This window comes from Mameliella sp. CS4, assembly GCF_019392335.1.
Lineage (GTDB): Bacteria > Pseudomonadota > Alphaproteobacteria > Rhodobacterales > Rhodobacteraceae > Antarctobacter.
Genome location: NZ_JAHXRQ010000010.1, coordinates 88,071 through 109,353, shown reverse-complemented (window position 1 = coordinate 109,353; position 21,283 = coordinate 88,071). Strand labels below are relative to the sequence as shown.

Below are 21,283 nucleotides of genomic sequence, written 5' to 3'. Positions count from 1 at the left end.
TCAGTCCTTTATGTCGTTCAGGATGGCCAGGACCGCCACGTTCCAGCCTTCCGGGCCGGGACGCGCGGTGCGCCGGATAGTGCCTTGGGCCTCGCCCGGAAGGGGCGGGATGCCGGGGCCGTGGTCGTTGCGGACGATGACGCCCAGGTCGGCCGCCTGCAGCATGTCGGTGTCATTGGGGGCATCGCCCAGCGCCAGTGTTCGTTCGGCCCCCAGTTCGGCGGAAATCTCGCGCAGGCCATCCGCCTTGGTCCGCCCATGTGACAGCGTCAGGAAGCGCCCCCCGGACCGGGTCGCGATGCCCCGTTTGGCCAAGGCATCGAGAAAGCCCTGCCGCGCGGCCTCGTCCCCCTGCCAGAGGCCCGGCTCGGAGTGCTGCCGCTGGCGCGCCAGCGCGGCGGCCTCGGGAGACAGGCCGGTGACTTCGGCCACTTCGGCGTCACTCATGTCGCCAAATCCCCTGAACGGCGCGCGCAAGTCCGGCGGCAAGGCGTCCAGAGCGGACCGCAGGGCGGCATAGGGCGCGGCATCCCCGCCAGCGCGTCCCGGACGATAAATGCCGGCCCCATTCTCGACGATGGCGGGCCAGTCGCCCAGGGACAGGGCCTCATGCAAAACGGCAACCTCGGCAGCCGTCTTGGAGGTGGCAAGAATCAGCGGAATGCCCCGCGCCGCCAGTGCGTCCAGCGCGGGCTGCGCCGGGGCGAAAGAGTAATTCGCGTGATCCAGAAGCGTTCCGTCCAGATCGCTGAAGACAACGAGTTTGCTCACACGGTCAACCGTTCATCCCACCCATGCCCGAACTATGGCCGCGCCGTGCAGGACAGACCAGAGGCGGTCCGCCCGGCCCAATCATCGCGCCCAATAGATGTGCAAATGACCTGAAATACGGCTCTATGCCCGATTTTCAGGCAGAGTCCGTCTGACGCAAGACGATATCCACGGTCTCACGCTCGGCCATGACGCGGCGGGCATTGGGGATGTCATTGGCCAGAGCCTTGCGCTGCGCGGTCTCTGCGTCATACCCGAACCCCAGCCAGCGGTCGACAAGGCGGCGCTCCAGCTCTGCCTCGGGCACCTCAAGGAAAACAGACAGGTCCCAGAGCGGCATCAGATCCGACCAGGGCGGCTCTGCGAAACACAGGTAGTTGCCCTCGGCCACCACGACGCGCGTCTCTGGGCCGATCTCCTGCGCGCCGGCGATGGCGATCTCTCGCGCGCGGTCAAAGACCGGCAGGATCACCGATGGGTCCGAGGCGGCGCGCCCCAGCGCGGCCTTCAGCCCGTGGAAATCAAAGGTTTCCGGGGCCCCCTTGCGCGGCAACAGCCCGCGCGGTTCCAACAGGCGGTCATCAAGGTGAAACCCGTCCATCGGCATCAGCGCCGCCTCGGGGCCGATCCGGTCGACCAGCGCCTCGGCCAGGGTGGACTTGCCCGAGCCCGGCGGACCGGCCACGGCGATCATCAGGCGGCGCCCCTTGGGCGTGATCGCCGACAGGCGGTCGGTGATGTCGCGGAGATGGGTTTCGGGGATCATCGGTCAGACCTCCTGCGCCGCGGCGACGGCGCGTTTCCAGGCAGTGTATTTCCGGGTGCGGTCGTCCTGGGCCATCTGCGGTTCGAACCGGCGGTCCAGCGCCCAGGTCTCGGCAAAGCCAGCCATGTCAGGATAGACGCCCGCGCGTTGACCGGCCAGCCATGCGGCGCCCTGCGCGGTGGTTTCCAACACCCTGGGCCGATCCACCGGCGCGCCCAGGATGTCCGACAGGAACTGCATCGTCCAGTCCGAGGCGCACATGCCCCCGTCCACCCGAAGCGCTGTTTCACCCTTGGCAGCCCAATCCGCCTGCATCGCCTCCAACAGGTCGCGGGTCTGATAGCCGACGGATTCCAGCGCGGCACGGGCGAATTCCGCCGGGCCGGAATTGCGCGTCAGGCCAAAGACAGCACCCCGGCAATCGGCGTTCCAATAGGGTGCCCCCAACCCGGTGAAGGCCGGCACAAGGATCACCTGCTGGCCCTCGTCCGCCGCCTCTGCGAGGGCCTGTGTCTCTGAGGCCTCCCGGATCAGGCGCAGCCCGTCGCGCAGCCATTGCACCACGGCGCCCGCGATGAAGATCGACCCTTCGAGCGCATAGGTCCGCTGGCCGTCAAGTTGATAAGCGATGGTGGTCAGCAGGCGGTTCTGGCTAATCACGGGCGTGTCGCCGGTGTTCAGCAGGGCAAAACACCCGGTCCCGTAGGTCGATTTCAGCATTCCCGGTGCGAAACAGGCCTGCCCGACGGTGGCCGCCTGTTGATCGCCCGCAACGCCAAGGATGGGGATCTCGCGGCCGAACAGATCGGCGCGCGTCATGCCGAAATCGGCGGCGCAATCCAGCACCTCGGGCAGCATCCCCAGGGGAATGTCCAGCATCCGGCACATGTCTTCGGACCAGGTGCCGGTATGAATGTCGAACAGCATTGTGCGCGCGGCATTGGTGGCATCGGTGACATGGCGCGCGCCTCCGGTCAGGTTCCAGATCAGCCAGGTATCAACCGTGCCGAACAGCAGATCACCCGCCTCGGCCCGCGCGCGGGCGCCTTCGACGTTGTCCAGCAGCCAGGCCAGTTTCGTGCCCGAGAAATAGGGATCGAGCAGCAGGCCCGTCGTCTCTGTCACGGAGGGTTCCCGGCCCGCGTCCCTCAGTCTCCGGCAGAGATCGGCAGTGCGCCGGTCCTGCCAGACAATGGCATTGTGGATCGGCTTGCCGGTGGCCCGGTCCCAGACCAGCGTCGTCTCGCGCTGGTTGGTGATGCCGATGCCCGCCACCTCTGTCGCCCGGACGCGCGCCTTTTCCAGTGCAGCGCGACAGGTGGCGGCGGTGGTGGCCCAGAGATCCATGGGGTCATGTTCGACCCAACCGGAGGCCGGGTAGTGCTGTGGAAACTCCTCTTGCGCCAGGCCCGCGATGCGCAGGTCGGAATCGAACAGGATCGCGCGGCTGGACGTGGTGCCCTGGTCGATCGCAAGAATATGTCCCAATCTCTGCTCCACCCCCGGATGCGGCCCGGTTTCTCCGATTGCCCCTGCCCCAGCTTGGCGCAACGGTCCGGGCCGGGGCAAGGCCCCTTGCCCGTGAAGAAAAGATTCACCGGGCGGGAACCAATTGCCGCCCGGTGAATTTCCCTTGTGACGGGCACGTCATCTGCGGGCGCAGATCCCTCATCCCCCAACGCCCGCAACAATCGCCCCCGCCAATTTTCGGCGGGGGCGTTCTTTTTTTCCAATCTCGAATGAAAATGAAAAGCCGCGCACCCGTAGAGGTGCGCGGCTTTTTCAGCTGCGAGTTGGTCGCCGTCAGTCGAGCAGGGACGAATGCAGCGTCGGCGCGTCGCCGTGCATGTCCACGTGGCGCAGGGCGCCATTGTTCTGAAGGATCTCATGGATCGCCATGACCTTGGCCACATGCGAGGCCTCGGGATGATCGACGATCACCCGCAGTCGGGCCTGTTCTGCGTCCGGCACCTGTGCAAGCTCGAACGCCTCGACGAAATTCCGCAGATCAGAGGCAAGCGCGTCGCGCACCTGCGCCTCGGCAGTGCCGACCATCAACGTGGCGGCGAGGGAAAAGGCAAGAATACGGAGCATTTGGCTGCCTCCTGTTCTCTGGTTCGTCGGGTTCGGGCAAAACGCGCCCTGTCGGCCAGGCCACCTCGGCCTGGTCGTTTGTCGAAATCTGCGGATCTGGGTGGTTTCGCGCTAGCGCCGCATCTGCATGGACATGGGGGGGCAGTGCCGCCCGCAAAAGGGGGAAGATGCGTGCGACAGGCCCCGTTGGGGTGCTGGTGCCGTGATCGTGTTCATCGCGTTCCATCCTCCACACGGCGATTTGACCGCCTTTACGGCACCGCAGCTTGCGGCACCCCGGCGGAGGGCTCTTGTCGCTGCAGGCACATCTGCCGCAGGACGGGGACCTCCTTCCGCCGTCTTCGCGAACTCAACGCATGCAGCGCAGAAGAAGTTCCGCCAGACCGGGATTTTCGCGCCAAGAACTCCGCGCCGGAACCGCAGAGAGGCACGCCGCGTTGGCTTCATGCCGGAGGCATGGCCCTGGCAGACAGCCCAGAAAGATAGCCCAAGGGTCCCGATGAACGCGATTTCCCTGCCCGATTGTCACCGCCCGCCCGGAACGACGTCTCCACCCCTAGGCGACCCGCTGGTCTTTCTGCCCGGCCTTTTCATGACATGCGAGGCTTGGCTGCCGCTATGCCGCGATATGGGGCTGGGCAACCGGCTGCTTTTGGACCTGCCCGGCCACGGGCCGAACGAAGACGCGGAGACGGTCACGCAGGATCTGGCCTCGGGCAAGTGGCTGGACACGATGCTGGAGCGGATCGCGGCGTTTTCCGGCGGGCGCCCCGTGCATCTTGTGGGCCATTCCAGCGGAGGGCTGGTCAGCCTGCTGCTGGCGCGCCGTGCTCAGGACCTCGTGCGCTCTCTGGTATTGGTGGGGGCGCCGGTCACGGGTCACCGCGACCTGCCGCGCGACATCGGCGCGGCAATCCTGTCGCACGACCTTGCCGGGCGCTTGTCGCTGCCGATGATGTGGCGTCTTGGCCTTGCCACGCGCGGGAATTTCGAGCGCGCGCTGGCGACGGTGCTGCCGCGCAGGGCCGCCGCCGATGTGCCGGACGAGATGCGCCTGGCCCTGCAACATCGCGATCCCGAGGCGATCCGCCAGTTCGGCAAGTGGGTGTTGGACCAGGACATCACCGGGCACATGACCGAGATCACCCAGCCCTGCCTCGCGGTGATTGGACGCCAGGATACGGTCGTCCCGCCGCATCACCAGATAAAGCTGCTGCGGCGCCTGCCGCAGGCGCAGGCGCGGCTTGTTCCCGGCGGGCACCTGCCCTTTATGGAGCATCCCCGCACCTTTGCCCGCGCGCTGCGCGGCTGGCTTGCGCTTGACCATTCCCCCCGAATGGTGGCCTGCTGACCGGCATGGCGGGCAAGCACACGATGAAACTGATCCAGACCATGCTGACCCTACGTCGGATCAGCCGGATCCTCTGGGTCCGGGTTGCCTTGCTGTCCGCATTGTCGGTGCTGGCGGCGCTCTCGGCGGAACTGCTGGGGCCGTTGATCCCGGACGGCCCGCGTGACCGCTTCTCCGAGGATGCCACCCTGCCGATCCTGACCATCCTGGCCAACGGGATGCTGGCGGTGGCCACCTTTTCGCTGGGGGTCATGGTGTCGACACACCGCACGCTGGCCCAGCAGACCACGCCCCGCATTCACCGCCTGCTGATGGAGGACACCTCGACCCAGACGATGCTGGCAACCTTCATCGGCGCCTTCGTCTTTGCCCTGTCCTCGATCATCCTCTACCGCTCGGGCTATTATTCGGACAGCGCGTCGGTGATCGTCTTTGCCGTCACGGTCTTTGTGGTGGCCGCCATCGTCGTCTCGCTGGTACGCTGGATCGGGCAGCTGTCCAGGATCGGCAGCCTGGAATACGCTTTGTTGCGCGCAGAACAGACCGCGCGCGAGATCCTGTACCAACAGCGGCGCCTGCCCCGGCTGGGGGGGTGCAAGCTGGAAGAGATGCCAACAGACGGCGTGACCATCGAGGCGCCGCGCTCGGGCTTTCTGCGACGCATCGACATGGATGAACTGCAAAAGCTGGCGAAAACCCATGACGCCCAGGTCTTTCTGGACCACCTGCCCGGCGACATCGTCCTTCGCAACCAGCGGCTGGGCCTGTTGCGCGGGTGCGATGAGGCCAAGAAGTTCGCCGCCTGTTTCCTGCTTGCCACCGACCGGACCTACGATCAGGACCCGGCCTATGCCCTGCAGGCGCTGAGGGAATCCGCCTCAAAGGCGCTGTCCCCCGGGATCAATGACCCCAAGACCGCCATCGACGTGATCGCGCGGCTGGAACGGCTACTGTGGGACTGGGCCCTGAATACCTCCAAGACCGAGGGCCCCATCTATGACCGGGTGTTCCTGGGCGAACTGGGCGCCGGTGACCTGGTCGAGGCAGGGTTTCGCGACATCACCCGCGACGCGGCGGGATTTGGTGACGTGCTGGCCGCAGTGGCGGCGGCATTGGTGCGCCTGCGCGGCCAGATGCCAGAGGCGGGACGCGAGGTCATCGCCGACCTCCTGGAGGATTTGCGCGCCCACGGTGAGGCCGGGCTGATGACCGACAGAGAACGGCAACGGCTGACCGACACTCTCTCCGATCTGGGGGCCTGACCACCTTACTCTGCCGCTTGCAGATGCTCTGCCTCACGCGACCTGTGCAGCATCTCGGGCCGAATGATCACGCCAAACCACAGCATTACAGGCAGGGCAACGATCGCCCCCACCGGCCCCCAGAGCCAGAGGCCAAAGACGATGGCCACGAAGACGCCCAGCGGGTTCATGGCCAGCCTCTGCCCCACGACCCAGGGTGTGACGAAATTCGCCTCGGTGAAATTGGCCACGAGGAACAAGGCAGGCGGCAACAGGGACATCGCCCCGGTGAATTGCAGCAACCCGGCGATGGCCAGGCTGAAGATGACCAACAACGGCCCAAGGTAAAGCATGTAGTTCAGGATTGCCGCCGCAAGCCCCCAGAGCATCGGGTAATCGACCCCGATCGCCAGCATGATCAACGCGGTCACGACGCCCAGCCCGGTGTTGACCAGAGTCACGGCGGCGAAATAGCGGGCCACGGCGCGATCCGCCTTGCGCAGTTTCGGTTCCAGCGGGCCGACCGCGGAATACAGATCGTTGCGGGTCAGGACGAAAAAGAACAGCGTGCCGACAAATACAAAGAACTGTGCGCCGAAGTTGGGCGCCATCCACAGCGCATCGCGCACCGTGGGCAGGGCGCTTTCGGCGTCCTCGGCGGCGGGCTTGGCCCCTTCGATTTCCTCGCTGATGGTCTCGATCCCGCGCAGCACGTCAGAGACCGAGGCGATCCAGCGGGTCGCCGCCGCCTTGAGCCGGGGCAACTGTTCGATGAACATGTTGAGCAGCGGCTCGATCATCAGGATCAGCAGTGCGATCAGGCTGGTCGTGACCAGCAGCAACAGGATCGCCACCGCGACCCGCGGGACGCCCACGTCGGTCAGGCGCTCGGCCAGCGGCGAGACGACGATGCCCAGCACCACCGCGAAGACGATGGGGGCCAAGAGCTGCTGGCCCAGGTGCAGGGCGCCGGTGAGCGCGATCACGGTGAGGATCAGCAGCATCACGCGCTGCGCGCGTTCGCTGAGAACGGTGGTGAGCATGGTTCAGGTCCCGAAGGTCAATCGTCGCCGTGGCTGTCACGGCCCAGGCCGGGCAGAAATGCGCCGGCCAGCGCACCGGCCCCGAGGATCAGCGCCCCGGCGGTCAGCATCGGCGCACGGCTCTTGGGCGTCTCGTCCTTGACGGCTGTCGAGCCGCGCGCGCCCGTGCCCGTGGCGAACAGGCCCACGCCAAGGCCGATCAGCGCCGCGGCGGTCGGGTTGCGGCCCGCCGCTCCGACAGCGCCCCGGCCCAGGCGTCCGGCCTGACCCATCGCGGCACCGGTGAGCGGGGCGGCGATGGCGCTCTTGCTGGTGCTGCTGCCCAGCGCCTCCAGCGCGATTTTGAGCCGGGCACGGTCTTCGGCGGCGCGCATTTCGAGCTTTTCGATCTCAGCCACGGCGGACCTCCTGCAGGGTTTCCAGATCGCGTTTGACGTTGTTGAGGCTGCGCCGGGGAGTCAGGACCCGGGCATTGATGCGCTTGCGGGCGATCAGCACGCAGAAAAGCGCAAGCACCAGCAGGCCGCCGCCCATGCCACCTGCCGCCTCAACCAGCGTCAGACCACGCGTTTCCAGCCAGGCGATGCCCGCCGTGGCCAACGCGTTCAGCCCCGCGATGGTCAGGACCAGAGCCAGACCATAGAAGACCAGCCCTGTCCCGGCACGAGACAGGTTTTCCCCGATCTCCGCACGAGCCAGGCGCATCTCGCTTTGCACCAGGGACGTCAGATGGCGCAGCACCTCGGTCAGGATGCGCGGCGCGTCACGCAGGTCAGGACCGCTCATTGCGTTCCTCCAGCTGCATCCGCGCCAACAGGTTCCGGTGATCCTGCGCCGGGGGATGAGGCCCTCGTGCGCCGCTGTTCTGCGGTGCCCAGGCGTCGCGCACCTTGGTGTCGCGGGGTGGCATCAGCGTCCCGCGCCGCTGCGCCCGGCGCCCGGCCGCGTAGCCCGCCAGCATGCCTGCCGCCACGGCCAGGGCCGGGTAGCGGCGGGCAACGCCCATCGCCTGCGAGATCAATCCCGCAGGACCGCCCGCTCCGGCGCGCAGTGCCAATGCGCCCGCATCACGCGCGGCGTCCTTCTTTCCTGTGGAACGAGAGCGTTTGCGGTCTTGCGTCTTGCGGGTCATCGGAAGGTGTCCCCTGGATTGCGTCCGTTGCAAAGAGAACGGTTGGTGGCGCGAAAGGTTCCTGCCTGTCGCTTTCGGGAACGGTTCTGTCGCAGACTTCGGCGCTGATCGGGAACGATCTTTGATCTTCTTCTGTCAGGCCGCCAGCGCCGCGAACTGGGCAAACAGACAGGCTCCGGGCGTCGACGGACCTTTGCGGTTCATGTTCGCCACCTCGCCCCCTGCAAGCCTTGCCGAGGCCAATGCAAAGGAGGTGAAGCCGAACTTGGGGCGGGCCGGCGTCTTGATGGTGCGGTGATCCCGTTCGACCACGTTTTGAGATACTTGATCCGATCCATTTCGATCGGGATCGGGCAACCGCAGGACCCTGGCATTCGGTTGGGCGCCACGATGCGAGACGGCGTCGTGGCATTTGCGGGTGTCGTGGGCGCCATCCGCGGTGACCGAGCCGATCTGCTCATCAGCGGGGGTATGGTCAAGGAGTTCGGGCGGTCTTTACGCATCGCCGATGGTGCGGCCGGTGTCCTCTATGGCGTGGGCCCCCGACCTCGGTTCATCCACGCCCCGCTCGGGATCATGTTGTGCATGACCCTGCCGGGCAGGGAGCCACGCTGTTTCAGCGTTTCGCTATAGGCCGGCCCGTTCTTGGTCTTGTGGTTCGGCGGGATGGGTCTGCTCCTGCAGGACAGCTACCATGCTGTAATCCCGAGATGAATCCCCCCGGCCTTTGCGCAATAAAGCCGTCGCGGAGGGTCACGCCTGTGGATGTAAGACGCTCCATCGCGGCGTTGTGGATGCTCTGCACACCTTCCGGCCCCAACAGATTGAACCGGGCCGACAGCCCTGTTCAATCTCAGCGGACAGACGGGCGCCGCCAGCTTTTCTCGCCGAAATCAACCTCGTTCGTCAAAGGCGCGCCTTGGCGCTGGTAGGATCGTACAGGCTGTCTTGGACCACCGTGGCGTCGCGCATTTCGTTGTGGATCAGAACCTGAAGGCTGGTGCCGTCCTCGGACATGTCGGGGGACACCAGGGCCATCGCGATGTCGTGACCGAAATGGTAGGAGAACCCGCCCGAAGTCACACGGCCGACCAGCTTTCCGTCACAGTAAACGCCTTCATCGGCAATGACGGATGTGTCGCAGGAGGGCAGCTTCAGAGTGACAAGCACGCGCTCCAGTCCGGCCGCAGCCTGTTTCGTCAAAGCCTCGCGCCCTGTGAACTCGCCCTTGTTCAGCTTCACAAACCGGCCAAGGCCCGCCTCCAGCGGCGTGATGTCCTGTGCCAGCTCGCGGTGAATTGCGCGGTAGGATTTCTCCAAGCGCATGGAGTCCAGTGCCTTGAGGCCAAAAGGCACAAGCCCGTGCGGCTCACCCGCCTTCAAGAGTGTGTCCACCAGATGACGGTTATAGGCGACGGGATGATGCAGTTCCCATCCCAGTTCCCCGGTGTAGCTGACCCGGATAAGGTGCACATCCCGGGCATAGGCGACTTCACCCATTTGCGCAGACAGCCAGGGGAAGGCCTCGTTTGAAAGATCGTTGTCGGTCAGCGGCTGTAGGATTTCGCGCGATTTCGGCCCGGCAATCGCGATGACACCCATTTGCTCAGAGACATTATCCAGTGTCACACTGCCGTCCTGCGGCAAAAGACGCGAGAGCTGGTCAAAGTTGTAGATTTCGCCGGTGGGTGTGCTGACCAGGTAGAACGCGTCATCGCCATAGCGCACGATGGTGTATTCCGCGTCGATCCCGCCCTTGGCATTGCAGGCCACGCTCAGGGTCACACGCCCGGCTTTGGGCAGACTGTTTGCCATGATCCTGTCGAGCCAGGCCGCCGCTCCGGGGCCGCGCACCCAGAACTTGGTCATGGGCGACATATCGATCAGGCCAACCGTGGTTCGAGTGGCGCGCACTTCGGCTTCGACATACTTCATGTGCTTGGTCTTGCGGAAACTGAATTCCGGTACGGCCAGTTCTGGCGAAGGCGCAAACCAGCTGGGAAATTCGTACCCGTTCAGCGAGGTCCAGACCGCACCTTTTGCGGTCAGGAGGTCGTAGGAGCCAACGGTCTTGAGCAGACGCGCGCCCGGGTAATCTTCGCCCGGGGTGTGGGCATGCATGTGCCTCCCCCAGACTTCACGCACCTTGTCCGCCGTCCAGCGTTTGGTGACATAATTCCCGAAACGGCGCGGGTCGAGCGGCGACATGTCAATTCCCGGCTCGCCATTCAGAATCCAGCGGCTGAGACGTTCGCCCATGGTGCCGCCCCAGAGAATGCCGCCTGGCACGCCTTCGGCCAGCCACAAGTCATCATGACCCGGTGCGGGGCCGCACAACGGCAGTTCGTCCGGCGTCATTTGGAACGGACCGCGTGTATTGGACTTGATGCCGACTTCGCCCAGGGCCGGCACACGGGCCAAGGCCTGTTCCCACTGCCCTTCGACCGCGTCGAAATCCTCCGGCAGCAGATCGGCGCCAAAGTCCTTGGGAACACCGTCGACGGCAAAGAGTTTCAGGTCTTTTTCAAATTCGTAGGGACCAAACTGGAAGGCGCCCACATCCTCCCGCAGATAGGCGCCATAGTCCTCATCCCGCAGAATCGGAAATTCCGGCAGCCCGGCAGCCTTGCGTTCCTTCAATTCGGGAACAACCTCGGTGGTCCAGTACTGGTGCACAATCGGAATGCACGGCAGATCCAGCCCCACCCGTTTGGCGTTTTCACGCGCGTAGTTGCCCGTCGCAAAGACCAGGTGATCACATGTGATCTCGCCTTTGGATGTCACAACCTTCCAGCCCCCATCCGGCAGCTTCTCATAGGACTGGGCTTCGGTGTTCTGATAAACTTTTGCCCCCTTATCGCGCGCCAGGCGCACCAGGCCTTGGGTAATATCGGCCGGGTTGATGTAGCCATCCTCGGGATGCAGGATGCCGCCATAGATGTTCTCATTGGGCGATAGGAAGGGGTGCTTTTCCTGAACTTCTTCGGGGGTCAGCAGCTGTGCCGGAACGCCCGCTGCTTCGGCAACGCCGATGTAGCTTTGGAACTCGTCCCAGCGTTTCTGAGTGTTGGCAACGCGCAATTGACCCACCTTGCGCAATCCGCAAGAGGACCCAAGCCTTTCCTCGACCTCTCCGTAAATACGGATCGTCTCCATTGTCATCTGGCTGATGACATGCGACCGCACGAAGGTAACCAGCAGCCCGGCGGCATGCCAGGTTGACCCGGCGGTCAATTGGCTGCGCTCGAGCAGAACGGCGTCTGAACAGCCGTTTTCGGTCAGGCCGTACAGTATGGATGCCCCGACACATCCACCTCCAACGACGACGACTTTCGCATGTGATCGCATGGCATTTCCTTCAAGCGCGCTTTCCTCAGACTCTTAGAAGGGAAGTTGCGACTTGTGATCTTCAAAAATGGTCACGAGGGATATAACTTGAAGTTATGCGCCCGCTTAGACGAATCCTTCCTTCCCTGACCTGCCTGTACGCCATTGATGCAGTGGCACGGCACATGAGCTTTACAAGCGCGGCGCGCGAGCTCGGTCTGTCTCAGCCAGCGGTCAGCAAATCCATCAGGTTGGCAGAGGAAAACCTTGGGTTCGAACTGTTCGAGCGACGTCCAGGCGGGTTGGCATACACTGTCAAAGGGCGCGAGGTTTGCGCCGAAATCAGTGTGTCGCTTTCCAGGTTGTTCGAAGTGACGAACCAGGCAAGTGAGGACGCCGCCGAGACTGTTCTTCGCCTTGTCTTCTCTTCAAGCTTTGTTTCGATGTGGCTGCTGCCGCGGCTGTCGGAGTTCACCCGCAGGTACCCGGACATCACTTTCAGGATTTCCGAATACAGCGGTCGGCCGAACCCGGCCGAACTGGAATTTGATTTCTCAAGCCGGCTGGGAGACGGGAATTGGCATGATGTAAAAGCCTGGGAATACGCCCCTGAAGTGCTCTATGCCGTGGCCTCACCGGAATATGTTGCAGCGCATCCGGAAGTGCTGGACATCAACTCCCTGCACAAAGCGACTTTGCTGCATGCGATCGAAGCCAAGCGCAACAGGATGGACTGGGCGGGGTGGTTCGCAACTGCGGGCAAGCCGCACAGCAGGCTTGATGAGGGAATGATCTTCTCTGACTACCATTCAGCCATTCACGCCGCGTTGCTCAGCCAGGGCGTCGCGCTCGGATGGGAACACCTGGTGGGGTTGTTCGTGAAAGAGAACAGATTGCGCTGCGTCGCAAAGACAAAGGTTGCGACGGGCCAGAATTTCTATCTTGTGACCCCGGCGGAGCGCCAGATCGGGCACCATCACCGGCTGTTTCGTGACTGGGTCATAGAGCAGGCCCGGAACGACCGGGAAAAGCTGGCTATGCTGGAATAGATTCAGGGCCCCCGGAATGTTGGATCAGGCCTTTTCAGGCAGATCCAGATTTCCCCGGGCTTGGTCCGGTGATCCGACAGGCCGCTTGTACCTTTCGCACACTTCAACGACGCGCTAGCAGTTTCTACGCCGCGTTTCGTGCGGGCTTTCGCCGTATCGGCGTTTGTATTCGACCGAAAAGCGCCCGAAATGGCCGAACCCGACTTGTTCGCAAATATCCCCGATCATGCCGTCGCCAGAACCGCTTTTCAGCAGGGCATGCGCGCGGCGCAGGCGCGCTTCTCGCAGGTATTGCTTCGGAGTTACGCCAAGTTCTGCTTTGAAGCCCAATTGCAATGAGCGGGGCGAAATCTGCAGGACTTCCGCGATATCGCCCACCGTCATCACGTCGCCAAGATTGCGATGGATATACTGCATGGCCCGGCGCACATGCACGTTTTCGGCCTGTTCGTTCTCCTGCATCAGCAGGCCGCTGACGTCGCTTGGCTGACACAGCAGGAACCCTTCGATCAGTTGTTCTTCGACCAGCGCCTGGGTGTGCAAATTGCCCTTGGCATAGACGGCTTCTTTCTCGGCAAGGGAAAAACAGGTCCGCAATTTCTGGACCCATTTGTCGACTTCCGACATCCGCTGATCCACCGCCGTTTGAAAGGTCACCTGGCCAGAAAGCGGCCGCCCGACCAGGCGTTCGGCGACCCGGTTCAACTGCTGCGCATTGATCTGCAGAAGGAGCTGCGAACAGCCCTCACGCCAGCGCATCGACGCATGACGGTGCGGGTTCAGGACACTGCCCAACCCCGGGCCGGTTTCCACGTCGCCTGCAGAGTTGTCTATCCGGGCCTGCCCGGTCAGTGGGATCTGCACCAGGTAGAAGGACCCAAGTTCGCCCGGCTCGATTTCGACATCGGCCCCGTACTGGATATAGTTGAGCGATGTCGCCTGACCTTCGGCACGATTGTGTACCGCATCGAAATGACCTGACCGCGAAATCCGATCCAGCCGATGATCACAAAACTTGCGAGCGACCACAGCCCGCGCCTCGTCCAGGTCACCGGACTGAAAAAGGCGGTTCTTTTCCAAAGGCAAAGCTGTGTTTGCAGGTCTTGTCATCTGTTTCGCGCATCTCTCCACCTGCCAACGTAGCACATTTTCTTCCTCTTCGGATGTTGCGCGCAACTTGGATTCGCTTTTTGGATAACAGGTTTGGCCGGGCCTCCAATACCCTCGGTCCCACCAACGAACAGGGAGACAAAAAAAATGTACAATGGAGAAGGGGTCACCGGGTCGGCCGAAGGGCTGGACGGAACCGCATGGAACGTCGTCGGGCACATCTATACGCCCAAGCTTTGGTCGGACAACGCATTCATCTGGCACGCGCTCATCCCGGCCGAAACGTTCGTTCCGCCTCATGTCCACCCGACGCAGGACGAATGGATCTACATGCTCGAAGGCGAGCTTGAGGTCGAATTCGGCTTTGAAACCGGCAATGTGACAGCAAACAAGGCCGGACCTGGCGACACGGTTCGCATGCCGATGGGCGTGGCGCATGGTATCTTCAACCGATCCGGGAAAGAGGCGAAATGCGTCTTTGGCGTTTCGCCGTCGCGCAAGCTGTTCGAGCTGTTCGGCGAATTGGACGGTGTCACGGATCCGGCAGAGCTGGTGCGCCTTTCGGCCCTGCGCGAGGTGGATTTCCTGCCGCCCCCGCCGGACGCCGGATAAGGAGACACAAGCCATGGTTAAACGCAAAACTGTCGCCGTCATCGGCGGCGGGGTCTCTGGGCTTGCCGCGGCGAAGGCATTCGATGAGCGCGGCCACCGGGTGATCGGGTTTGAACGCAGCCATGACTTTGGCGGCGTGTGGGAGCTGAGCCGCTCCTACCCCGGCGTTCAGACCCAAAGCCCCAAGGATCTCTATCGCTACACCGATCTGGCCATGCCGGAGGACTATGCCCAGTGGCCCAAGGGGCCGCAGGTGCATGCCTATCTGCACTCCTACGCCGACAAGCACAAACTGGGGCGGCTCTTTCAGCTCAACACCGACGTGGTGGGGATGGAACGGCGCGCCGATGGGCAGCCGGGCTGGACCCTGACGCTGGAAAGCGCCGGGCGCACCCGCAAACAGGATTTCGATTTCGTCGCGATCTGCACCGGTCAGTTTTCCTACAAGAACATCATTTCCCATCCCGGGCAGGAGGAGTTTGTCGCCCAGGGCGGTCAGGTGATGCACTCTTCGGAATATACCGACCCCGAAATTGCCCGGGGCAAACATGTCGTGGTTCTGGGTGGGTCGAAATCCGCGACTGATATCGCGGTCAACGCGGTGCAAAACGGCGCTGAACAGGTGACGATGGTCTACCGCCAAAACGTCTGGCGCATTCCGTATTTCATCGGCGGCATCAATTTCAAACGCCTGCTCTACATGCGGGCGCAGGAGATGCAGTTCAACAGCTGGAATCGCGGCCCGCTGAAGAAGGTTCTTGCGGCGGTCACCAAGCCTCTGGTCTGGGCCAACTTCCGTGGGCTGGAAACCATGCTGAAGCTGCAGCTTGGCCTGAAGAAATGGAACATGGTTCCCGATACGCCGATCGAGAAGGAGGCGTCGTGTTCGCTGCCTCTGGTCACGCCGGGATTGTTCGAAGCGCTGAAGAGCGGCAAGCTGAAACTGGTCCTGGGCACCTATGACAAATATGTCGGTGACAGTATCCTGCTGACGACCGGGGAAAAGGTCCGGTGCGACGTGTCGGTTCTGGCCGTGGGGTGGAAACTGGGCGTTCCTGTACTGCCCGATGCCTACCGCGCCAAGCTTGTCGAGCCGGACGGACAATACAAGACCTACCGCCTGTCCGTGAATCCGGACCTGCCGGACATGGGCTTTGTCGGGTTCAACTCCAGTTTTTGCACAGTGTTGTCGGCGGAAATGATCGCCAACTGGCTGGTGCGTTACGCTGATGGTCAACTTGCCAATCAACCGACCGAGGCCCAGATGCGCGAGAACATCCAAATGATGCTGGACTGGCGGCGCAAGGAACGCCCGGCGGCGCAGGTCTATGGCGGATTGTGTTCCGCGCCCTTCCATTTCAAGCACTTCGACGAATTGCTTGCCGATATGGGCGCGAAGAAAGCCAAACGGTCCAACCCTCTGGCGGAACAATTCTCTTACCCCGACGCGGAGGCTTACGGAGAATTCCTGGCCTCGACCCCGCAATACCAGGCAGGATAAAAAGGAGCCTTCGACAATGCGTGACTGGGACGATGCGTTCAACAATATGGGTCATGTCGAAGGCTCCGCAGCTTTGCCCGGTTTCTGGGCAAAGCGCGCCGAGGATTACCGCGCGCAGACCAGGATCGACGCCGACATTCCCTATGGGTCGGCAAAGCGCGAAACCCTTGACCTGGTCTGGCCCGATGGTGCGCCGAAGGGACTTGTGGTCTTTGTGCATGGCGGGTTCTGGATGCGGCTCGACAAGTCCTACTGGACAGATCTGGCGGAAGGGGCACGGGCACAGGGTTGGGCGGTCGCCATCCCCAGCTATACCCTGACGCCCGAGGCCCGGATTTCCGAAATCACCACACAGGTCGCCGCCGCGATAGAAGAGGCCGCCCGACGCGTCGGCGGCCCGATCCACCTGGTCGGGCATTCGGCCGGAGGGCATCTTGTCACGCGCATGATCTGTGACAACAGCCCCTTGTCAGCACAGACCATCGCGCGGGTGGAACAGGTTCTGTCGATCAGCGGCCTGCACGACCTGCGCCCGCTGCGGCAGACTGCGATGAACGACACTCTGCGCCTGACCGCCGAAGAGGCGACAGAGGAAAGCCCCGCCTTGCTGACCCCGGTTCCGGGTGTGCGCGTCTCGATCTGGGTGGGAGGTGGCGAACGTCCCGAATTCATTCGGCAGGCGCGTCTGCTGGACATGATCTGGCAGGGGCTGGACGCGACCACCGATTTGACCATCGACGGCGATCACAATCACTTCACGATCCTCGAAGGGCTGAAATCGCCGCACTCCCCGCTTTGTGCAGGGCTATTGGGCGGCTAGTCCGAGGTGCCCGACGCGGCGCTGCGATCTATGTAGGCGGTGGCCTCAATCTCCAGCAGGGCCTCGTCCTCGACGAGGTCGTTGATGATGATCATGGACATGGCCGGGAAGTGCTTGCCGAACACGCGCTGGTAGGCTTTGCCGACCTCGCGCTGATGGGCCAGGTACTCGTCCTTGTCCTTGACGAACCAGGTCAGGCGCCCGACGTCCGTCACGTCGCCACCGGCGGCCCGCACGATCTCGGCGATGTTGGCCAGGGCTTGTTCCATCTGGGGGATAAAGCCCCCCTCGGCAAATTTCTTGTCCTTGTCCCAACCGATCTGGCCGCCGATGTGCAGTGTTCCATCGGGCATCAAAATGCCGTTGGCATACCCAAGGGCGGGCGCCCACCCTTCGGGATGAATGGTTTGCGGTTTCATGTTGAGGCCTCCATGAGTTCTTCGATCTTGGCGCGCACGTGCTCGGGCCAGGGCACGGGCCGCCCATCGCCGCCAACGCAGACAAGGGTCTGATCGGCTTCGAAGCAGACAGCGTCCTGCCGCACCGCACGGGTGGTCAGGGACAGGCTGCTGCCGCCAAGGCGGGTCAGTGTCAGGTTCAAATCCAATTGGTCACCATGTCGGCAAGGCTGCCTGAAGCGCACGTTGAAACCCGCCGTCGGCACGCCTGCGTCCGGATGCATGTCTTCGAACGGCCAGTCGAAAACATCGCCGAACATGGTCTCTACCGCGTCATTGATCATCTCGAAGAACCGCGGGTAGAAAACAATACCTGCGGGGTCGCAATGTTTGAACAGCACCTTTTGCGGGAAGGTAAAATGCATCAGGTCACTTTCGACTTTGTCTGATACTTCGGATCGCGCCAAAGCTCGCCCTTCACCACCTCTTCCAGAATTTTCGCGGCACCAACCACGTCTGCGGTGTCGATATACAGCGGGGTAAAGCCGAAGCGCATGATTTCCGGCGCGCGGAAGTCCCCGATCACACCCCGGTCGATCAAGGCCTGCACCACCTCGTATCCGTGCGCAAAGGCAAAAGAAACCTGGCTGCCACGCTCGGTGCCGGAGCGCGGCGAGGCAAGGGTAAGCTCGGGGCAGCGGGCCTCCACCTCGGCGATAAAGGTGTCGCAGAGCGCGATGGAGGCCGCCCGAAGGTCGTCCATGTCGACACCGTCCCAAGCGTCCAGTGCGGCATCCAGAATGGAGAGTTGCACAATCGGCGGGGTGCCGACGCGCAGACGTTCGGTCGACATGGCCGGACGATAGCCGAGTTCCATTGCAAAGGGCGCGTCATGGCCCATCCATCCGGAAAGGGCCGGTTCAACCGTCTCAACAATGTCAGGCCGGGCGTAGATAAAGGCGGGGGCGCCCGGCCCACCGTTGAGATACTTGTACGTGCAGCCCACGGCGAATTCGGCATTCGATCCGGCCACGTCCAGAGGGACCGCGCCCGCACTGTGGGCAAGGTCCCAGATCATCACCGCGCCGACACTGTGGGCCTTCTCGGTGATCGCCTTCATGTCGTGCAGCCGGCCCGAGCGGTAATCGACATGCGTCAGCATCACCACCGCGACCTCATCGGTGATGGCTTGGGCCACGTCAGTTGGCGCAGGGGTGCGCAGCTCATAGCCCTTGTCGATTGTGCCGATCAAACCCTGCGCCATGTAGAGATCGCTGGGAAAGTTGCCCGCGTCCGACAGGATCACCCGCCGGTCGGGGTTCATCTTCAGTGCGGCCGCCAGCGCCTGGTAGACCTTGATCGAGAGTGTATCCCCCGTGGCCACCGACCCCGCAGGCGCTCCGATCAATCCGGCGATCCGGTCGCCAACACGGGCCGGCAACGAGATCCAGTCAGCCGTATTCCAGGCCCTGATCAGCTGCTGCCCCCATTCGCTGGCAATCACCTCGCCGGCGCGGGCCGCGGCCCCCTTGGGCAACGGACCAAGCGAGTTGCCGTCGAGGTAGATCACGCCTTCGGGAATTTCGAAGCGATCTTTGTGGGGAAGAGTCATAGCTCACCTCTCAAGTGCCAGAGTTCTGGAAAGAGCTCGACATCGAGCATTTTGCGAAGGTAGGAGACACCTGCCGTGCCGCCAGTCCCGCGCTTGAAGCCGATCACGCGTTCCACGGTTGTCACGTGGTTAAATCGCCAGCGGCGGAAATAATCTTCGAGGTCCACGAGTTTCTCGGCGAGTTCATAGAGCGACCAAAAGTCGTTGATGTTCTCGTAGACGGTTTTCCATCGGGCTTGGATCTCTGGTTGCGCGGCGTGCGGCGTGTCCAGTTGCGGGGCGGGCATGTTCTCTTCATGGCCGTCCAGCGTGCGAAAGAGATACCGCACAACCTCGTCGTAGAAACTGGGTTGCGCCAGCTCGGCCTCCAGCATGGCGTGGACGTCCGGCATATGCGCGTGAGGCTTCAGCATGTTGGGGTTCCGGTTTCCCAGAACATATTCGATCATCCGGTACTGGTAGGATTGAAAACCCGATGACGGGCCCAATGCTTCGCGGAACGTCGTATAGTCCGCCGGCGTCATGGTGCGCAGCACGTCCCACTGATTGTTGAGCTGTTCGAAGATCCGGCTGACCCGGGCCAGCATCTTGAACATGGTCGTGGTGTCATATGTTCTGAGCGCATCACGCGCCGCGCCAAGCTCATGCAGGATAAGCTTCATCCAAAGCTCCGAGGTCTGGTGCTGGATGATGAACAAAAGCTCATCATGCGCCGCGCTTTGTGGGGCCTGTGCACTCAGGATCGGCGCCAGATGCAGGTAGTCGCCGTAGGACATGGCATCCTTGAAGTCCATCTTGGCACCACCGGTACCGGGATCATAGGCTCCGCCACTCATCACGACGTTCCCCGCAGTTTGAAACGCTGGATTTTGCCGGTCTCGGTCTTGGGCAGTGCCTTGGTAAAGACGACCGAACGTGGGTATTTGAAAGGGGCTATGGTGGCCTTGACGTGATCTTGCAAGAGCTTGACCAGGGCATCCGACGGGACCTCTCCGGCGCTCAGAACCACATGGGCCTCGACGATCGCGCCGCGATCTTCATCCGGCGCACCGATCACGGCACATTCCGCCACAGCGTCATGGGCCAGAAGCGCGGCTTCGACCTCGGGTCCCGCGATATTATAACCGGACGAGACGATGATGTCGTCATTGCGGGCGGCAAAGTGGAAATACCCGTCCGCGTCCTGCGTGAATGCATCGCCCGAGATGTTCCAGCCGTCCTGGACATATTCGTCCTGGCGTTCGCCGAACATGTAGCGACAACCGGTCGGCCCGCGCATGGCAAGGCGCCCGATTTCGCCGCGCGGCAACTCGGCACCATCGGGGCCGATCACCTTGGCCTCATAGCCGCTCACTGGCTTGCCGGTGCAGGCCGGTCTGTGGTCTTCGAACCGGTTGGTGATGAAGATGTGCAGCATCTCTGTCGCGCCGATCCCGTCCAGCATCGGCTTGCCGGTCTTGGCCTGCCATTCGTCATAGACCGGGGCCGGCAGCGTTTCCCCCGCCGAGACCGCCGCGCGGAGTGAGGAAAGGTCCGCCCCTTCCTCCATGGCCCGCAGCATGGCGCGATAGGCCGTCGGCGCAGTGAAGCAAACGGTAGCTTTGTAGGTCTCGATGATCTCGATCATGTTCGGCGGGGATGCGTTTTCCAGCAAGGTTGCGGTCGCGCCGAAGCGCAAGGGAAAGATCGCCAGCCCGCCCAGCCCAAAGGTAAAGGCCAGGGGTGGAGAGCCGACGAAGACATCATCGGGCTGCACGTCCAGCACCTCTTTGGCGTATCCATCCGCGATGATCAGCAGATCGCGGTGAAAGTGCATGGTCGCCTTGGGGTTCCCGGTCGAGCCGGATGTGAAGCCGATCAGCGCCACATCGTCCTGGGCCGTCGGGACCGCATCGAATTGAACGGGTTTCGTCAGGGCCAGGCGGTCAAGCTCGGCATCGTGGTTTGCGGTGCCGTCGAAACCCGCCACGGTCGTCAGATGCGCACTGCCCTTGGCACAGGCCGTCATCTCGTCCATGAGCCGCGTATCGCACAAGGCGTGGGTGATTTCGGCCTTCTCGACGTATTTGGCGAGCTCCCCCGCGCGCAGCATCGGCATGGTGTTGATGACAACGGCCCCAGCCTTGCTGGCCGCCAGCCAGCAGGCCACCATTGCGGGATTGTTGGCGGAGCGGATCAGGACACGATTGCCCGGTTTCACACCAAGATCGTCCACCAGAGTGTGGGCCAGGCGATTGGTCCAGTCCGACAGTTCCTTGTAGGTTCGGCGGCGTCCGTTGCCGATCAACGCGGTGCGATCCCCGAACCCCTTTTCAACCATGGCATCGGTCAGTTCCCAACCCGCATTCAACCGGTCGGGATAGTCGAAGCCGTCCAGGATCAGGTCCGGCCACTGTTCCGCCGGGGGAAGATTGTCACGCGTAAACGTGTCTGTATGTGCAGAAGGCCTTAGCATC

At 62.9% G+C, this 21,283-nt stretch carries 22 protein-coding genes and 1 pseudogene; 6 read left to right on the top strand and 17 right to left on the bottom strand.

Annotated elements, in window-relative coordinates; all coding sequences use genetic code 11:
* From KZZ07_RS13905 to KZZ07_RS13890, 4 genes are all read right to left on the bottom strand, one after another.
* The gene (locus tag KZZ07_RS13905; protein ID WP_219514888.1) at positions 1-771 is read right to left on the bottom strand and encodes an HAD-IIB family hydrolase; all 771 of its coding nucleotides are present in this window, start codon (positions 769-771) and stop codon (positions 1-3) included.
* A gap of 136 nt (positions 772-907) precedes the next feature.
* Positions 908-1,537, bottom strand: coding sequence for a nucleoside/nucleotide kinase family protein (locus KZZ07_RS13900; protein ID WP_219514887.1), 630 nt, complete (start codon positions 1,535-1,537; stop codon positions 908-910).
* Positions 1,538-1,540: 3 nt separating this feature from the next.
* Positions 1,541-3,025, bottom strand: a complete 1,485-nt coding sequence (glpK, locus tag KZZ07_RS13895) for a glycerol kinase GlpK (RefSeq protein ID WP_219514886.1) — start codon at positions 3,023-3,025, stop codon at positions 1,541-1,543.
* Positions 3,026-3,340: 315 nt separating this feature from the next.
* Entirely contained in the window at positions 3,341-3,631 is a 291-nt protein-coding gene (locus tag KZZ07_RS13890; protein ID WP_219514885.1) for a hypothetical protein, read from the bottom strand.
* A 499-nt stretch (positions 3,632-4,130) separates the two neighbouring features.
* Between KZZ07_RS13890 and KZZ07_RS13885 the strand changes: the two genes are divergently transcribed.
* Positions 4,131-4,982 (top strand): alpha/beta fold hydrolase, encoded by an 852-nt coding sequence (locus KZZ07_RS13885; protein WP_219514884.1) that lies wholly within the window; start codon positions 4,131-4,133, stop codon positions 4,980-4,982.
* 23 nt (positions 4,983-5,005) lie between these two features.
* Positions 5,006-6,244, top strand: coding sequence for a DUF2254 domain-containing protein (locus KZZ07_RS13880; protein WP_219514883.1), 1,239 nt, complete (start codon positions 5,006-5,008; stop codon positions 6,242-6,244).
* Between the two features lie 5 nt (positions 6,245-6,249).
* Here KZZ07_RS13880 and KZZ07_RS13875 read toward each other — a convergent pair whose 3' ends face one another.
* From KZZ07_RS13875 to KZZ07_RS13845, 7 genes and pseudogenes are all read right to left on the bottom strand, one after another.
* Complete coding sequence (locus tag KZZ07_RS13875; protein WP_219514882.1) at positions 6,250-7,266, bottom strand: AI-2E family transporter; 1,017 nt, start codon at positions 7,264-7,266, stop codon at positions 6,250-6,252.
* 17 nt (positions 7,267-7,283) lie between these two features.
* Positions 7,284-7,664, bottom strand: a complete 381-nt coding sequence (locus tag KZZ07_RS13870; RefSeq protein ID WP_219514880.1) for a hypothetical protein — start codon at positions 7,662-7,664, stop codon at positions 7,284-7,286.
* Complete coding sequence (locus tag KZZ07_RS13865) at positions 7,657-8,052, bottom strand: phage holin family protein (RefSeq protein ID WP_219514878.1); 396 nt, start codon at positions 8,050-8,052, stop codon at positions 7,657-7,659. Before KZZ07_RS13865 ends, KZZ07_RS13870 begins: the two co-directional genes overlap by 8 nt.
* A complete protein-coding gene (locus KZZ07_RS13860) occupies positions 8,039-8,398 on the bottom strand; it encodes a hypothetical protein (protein ID WP_219514877.1) in 360 nt (119 codons plus the stop codon). Before KZZ07_RS13860 ends, KZZ07_RS13865 begins: the two co-directional genes overlap by 14 nt.
* 135 nt (positions 8,399-8,533) lie before the next feature.
* Complete coding sequence (locus KZZ07_RS13855; protein WP_219514987.1) at positions 8,534-8,755, bottom strand: transposase; 222 nt, start codon at positions 8,753-8,755, stop codon at positions 8,534-8,536.
* Positions 8,756-8,779: 24 nt separating this feature from the next.
* A pseudogene (locus KZZ07_RS13850) lies at positions 8,780-8,932 on the bottom strand (IS5/IS1182 family transposase); the annotation flags it as partial.
* A 372-nt stretch (positions 8,933-9,304) separates the two neighbouring features.
* Positions 9,305-11,746, bottom strand: coding sequence for a GcvT family protein (locus tag KZZ07_RS13845; RefSeq protein ID WP_219514876.1), 2,442 nt, complete (start codon positions 11,744-11,746; stop codon positions 9,305-9,307).
* A gap of 95 nt (positions 11,747-11,841) precedes the next feature.
* Between KZZ07_RS13845 and KZZ07_RS13840 the strand changes: the two genes are divergently transcribed.
* Positions 11,842-12,774 (top strand): LysR substrate-binding domain-containing protein, encoded by a 933-nt coding sequence (locus KZZ07_RS13840; protein WP_255564345.1) that lies wholly within the window; start codon positions 11,842-11,844, stop codon positions 12,772-12,774.
* Positions 12,775-12,888: 114 nt separating this feature from the next.
* Here KZZ07_RS13840 and KZZ07_RS13835 read toward each other — a convergent pair whose 3' ends face one another.
* On the bottom strand, positions 12,889-13,950 hold the full coding sequence (locus KZZ07_RS13835) for an AraC family transcriptional regulator (protein ID WP_219514874.1): 1,062 nt from the start codon (positions 13,948-13,950) through the stop codon (positions 12,889-12,891).
* 81 nt (positions 13,951-14,031) lie between these two features.
* On the opposite strand from KZZ07_RS13835, the gene KZZ07_RS13830 reads away from it, so the two are divergent.
* From KZZ07_RS13830 to KZZ07_RS13820, 3 genes are read left to right on the top strand one after another with little or no spacing between them, the layout of a single operon-like run.
* Positions 14,032-14,496 carry a cupin domain-containing protein gene (locus KZZ07_RS13830; protein WP_219514873.1) on the top strand — a complete coding sequence of 155 codons (465 nt, stop codon included), beginning with the start codon at positions 14,032-14,034 and terminating at the stop codon, positions 14,494-14,496.
* Between the two features lie 13 nt (positions 14,497-14,509).
* The gene (locus KZZ07_RS13825) at positions 14,510-15,997 is read left to right on the top strand and encodes a flavin-containing monooxygenase (RefSeq protein ID WP_219514872.1); all 1,488 of its coding nucleotides are present in this window, start codon (positions 14,510-14,512) and stop codon (positions 15,995-15,997) included.
* Between the two features lie 16 nt (positions 15,998-16,013).
* Complete coding sequence (locus KZZ07_RS13820) at positions 16,014-16,817, top strand: hormone-sensitive lipase (protein WP_219514871.1); 804 nt, start codon at positions 16,014-16,016, stop codon at positions 16,815-16,817.
* Here the strand turns inward: KZZ07_RS13820 and KZZ07_RS13815 are convergent.
* Genes KZZ07_RS13815 through KZZ07_RS13795 form a run of 5 tightly spaced genes read right to left on the bottom strand, consistent with a single transcriptional unit; the run spans position 16,814 to position 21,282 of the window.
* Positions 16,814-17,236: a RidA family protein gene (locus KZZ07_RS13815; RefSeq protein ID WP_219514870.1), complete on the bottom strand. Its 423-nt coding sequence runs from the start codon at positions 17,234-17,236 to the stop codon at positions 16,814-16,816. The two genes, KZZ07_RS13820 and KZZ07_RS13815, sit on opposite strands and share 4 nt — an antisense overlap.
* Complete coding sequence (locus tag KZZ07_RS13810) at positions 17,233-17,682, bottom strand: acyl-CoA thioesterase (RefSeq protein WP_370631163.1); 450 nt, start codon at positions 17,680-17,682, stop codon at positions 17,233-17,235. Before KZZ07_RS13810 ends, KZZ07_RS13815 begins: the two co-directional genes overlap by 4 nt.
* Positions 17,640-18,827: a kynureninase gene (kynU, locus tag KZZ07_RS13805; protein WP_219514869.1), complete on the bottom strand. Its 1,188-nt coding sequence runs from the start codon at positions 18,825-18,827 to the stop codon at positions 17,640-17,642. Before kynU ends, KZZ07_RS13810 begins: the two co-directional genes overlap by 43 nt.
* The gene (locus tag KZZ07_RS13800; RefSeq protein ID WP_219514868.1) at positions 18,824-19,663 is read right to left on the bottom strand and encodes a tryptophan 2,3-dioxygenase; all 840 of its coding nucleotides are present in this window, start codon (positions 19,661-19,663) and stop codon (positions 18,824-18,826) included. The genes kynU and KZZ07_RS13800 overlap by 4 nt, the downstream gene beginning before the upstream one ends.
* Positions 19,663-21,282 carry an AMP-binding protein gene (locus tag KZZ07_RS13795; protein ID WP_219514867.1) on the bottom strand — a complete coding sequence of 540 codons (1,620 nt, stop codon included), beginning with the start codon at positions 21,280-21,282 and terminating at the stop codon, positions 19,663-19,665. Before KZZ07_RS13795 ends, KZZ07_RS13800 begins: the two co-directional genes overlap by 1 nt.
* Position 21,283 lies beyond the last annotated feature (1 nt).

Bases quoted from the DNA above. Each gene is read 5' to 3' on its own strand.
- KZZ07_RS13900 (WP_219514887.1), bottom strand. From the start codon at position 1,537: ATGATCCCCGAAACCCATCTCCGCGACATCACCGACCGCCTGTCGGCG.
- KZZ07_RS13890 (WP_219514885.1), bottom strand. From the start codon at position 3,631: ATGCTCCGTATTCTTGCCTTTTCCCTCGCCGCCACGTTGATGGTCGGC.
- KZZ07_RS13885 (WP_219514884.1), top strand. From the start codon at position 4,131: ATGAACGCGATTTCCCTGCCCGATTGTCACCGCCCGCCCGGAACGACG.
- KZZ07_RS13880 (WP_219514883.1), top strand. From the start codon at position 5,006: ATGAAACTGATCCAGACCATGCTGACCCTACGTCGGATCAGCCGGATC.
- KZZ07_RS13875 (WP_219514882.1), bottom strand. From the start codon at position 7,266: ATGCTCACCACCGTTCTCAGCGAACGCGCGCAGCGCGTGATGCTGCTG.
- KZZ07_RS13865 (WP_219514878.1), bottom strand. From the start codon at position 8,052: ATGAGCGGTCCTGACCTGCGTGACGCGCCGCGCATCCTGACCGAGGTG.
- KZZ07_RS13860 (WP_219514877.1), bottom strand. From the start codon at position 8,398: ATGACCCGCAAGACGCAAGACCGCAAACGCTCTCGTTCCACAGGAAAG.
- KZZ07_RS13845 (WP_219514876.1), bottom strand. From the start codon at position 11,746: ATGCGATCACATGCGAAAGTCGTCGTCGTTGGAGGTGGATGTGTCGGG.
- KZZ07_RS13840 (WP_255564345.1), top strand. From the start codon at position 11,842: ATGCGCCCGCTTAGACGAATCCTTCCTTCCCTGACCTGCCTGTACGCC.
- KZZ07_RS13830 (WP_219514873.1), top strand. From the start codon at position 14,032: ATGTACAATGGAGAAGGGGTCACCGGGTCGGCCGAAGGGCTGGACGGA.
- KZZ07_RS13825 (WP_219514872.1), top strand. From the start codon at position 14,510: ATGGTTAAACGCAAAACTGTCGCCGTCATCGGCGGCGGGGTCTCTGGG.
- KZZ07_RS13820 (WP_219514871.1), top strand. From the start codon at position 16,014: ATGCGTGACTGGGACGATGCGTTCAACAATATGGGTCATGTCGAAGGC.
- KZZ07_RS13815 (WP_219514870.1), bottom strand. From the start codon at position 17,236: ATGAAACCGCAAACCATTCATCCCGAAGGGTGGGCGCCCGCCCTTGGG.
- kynU (WP_219514869.1), bottom strand. From the start codon at position 18,827: ATGACTCTTCCCCACAAAGATCGCTTCGAAATTCCCGAAGGCGTGATC.
- KZZ07_RS13800 (WP_219514868.1), bottom strand. From the start codon at position 19,663: ATGAGTGGCGGAGCCTATGATCCCGGTACCGGTGGTGCCAAGATGGAC.
- KZZ07_RS13795 (WP_219514867.1), bottom strand. From the start codon at position 21,282: ATGCTAAGGCCTTCTGCACATACAGACACGTTTACGCGTGACAATCTT.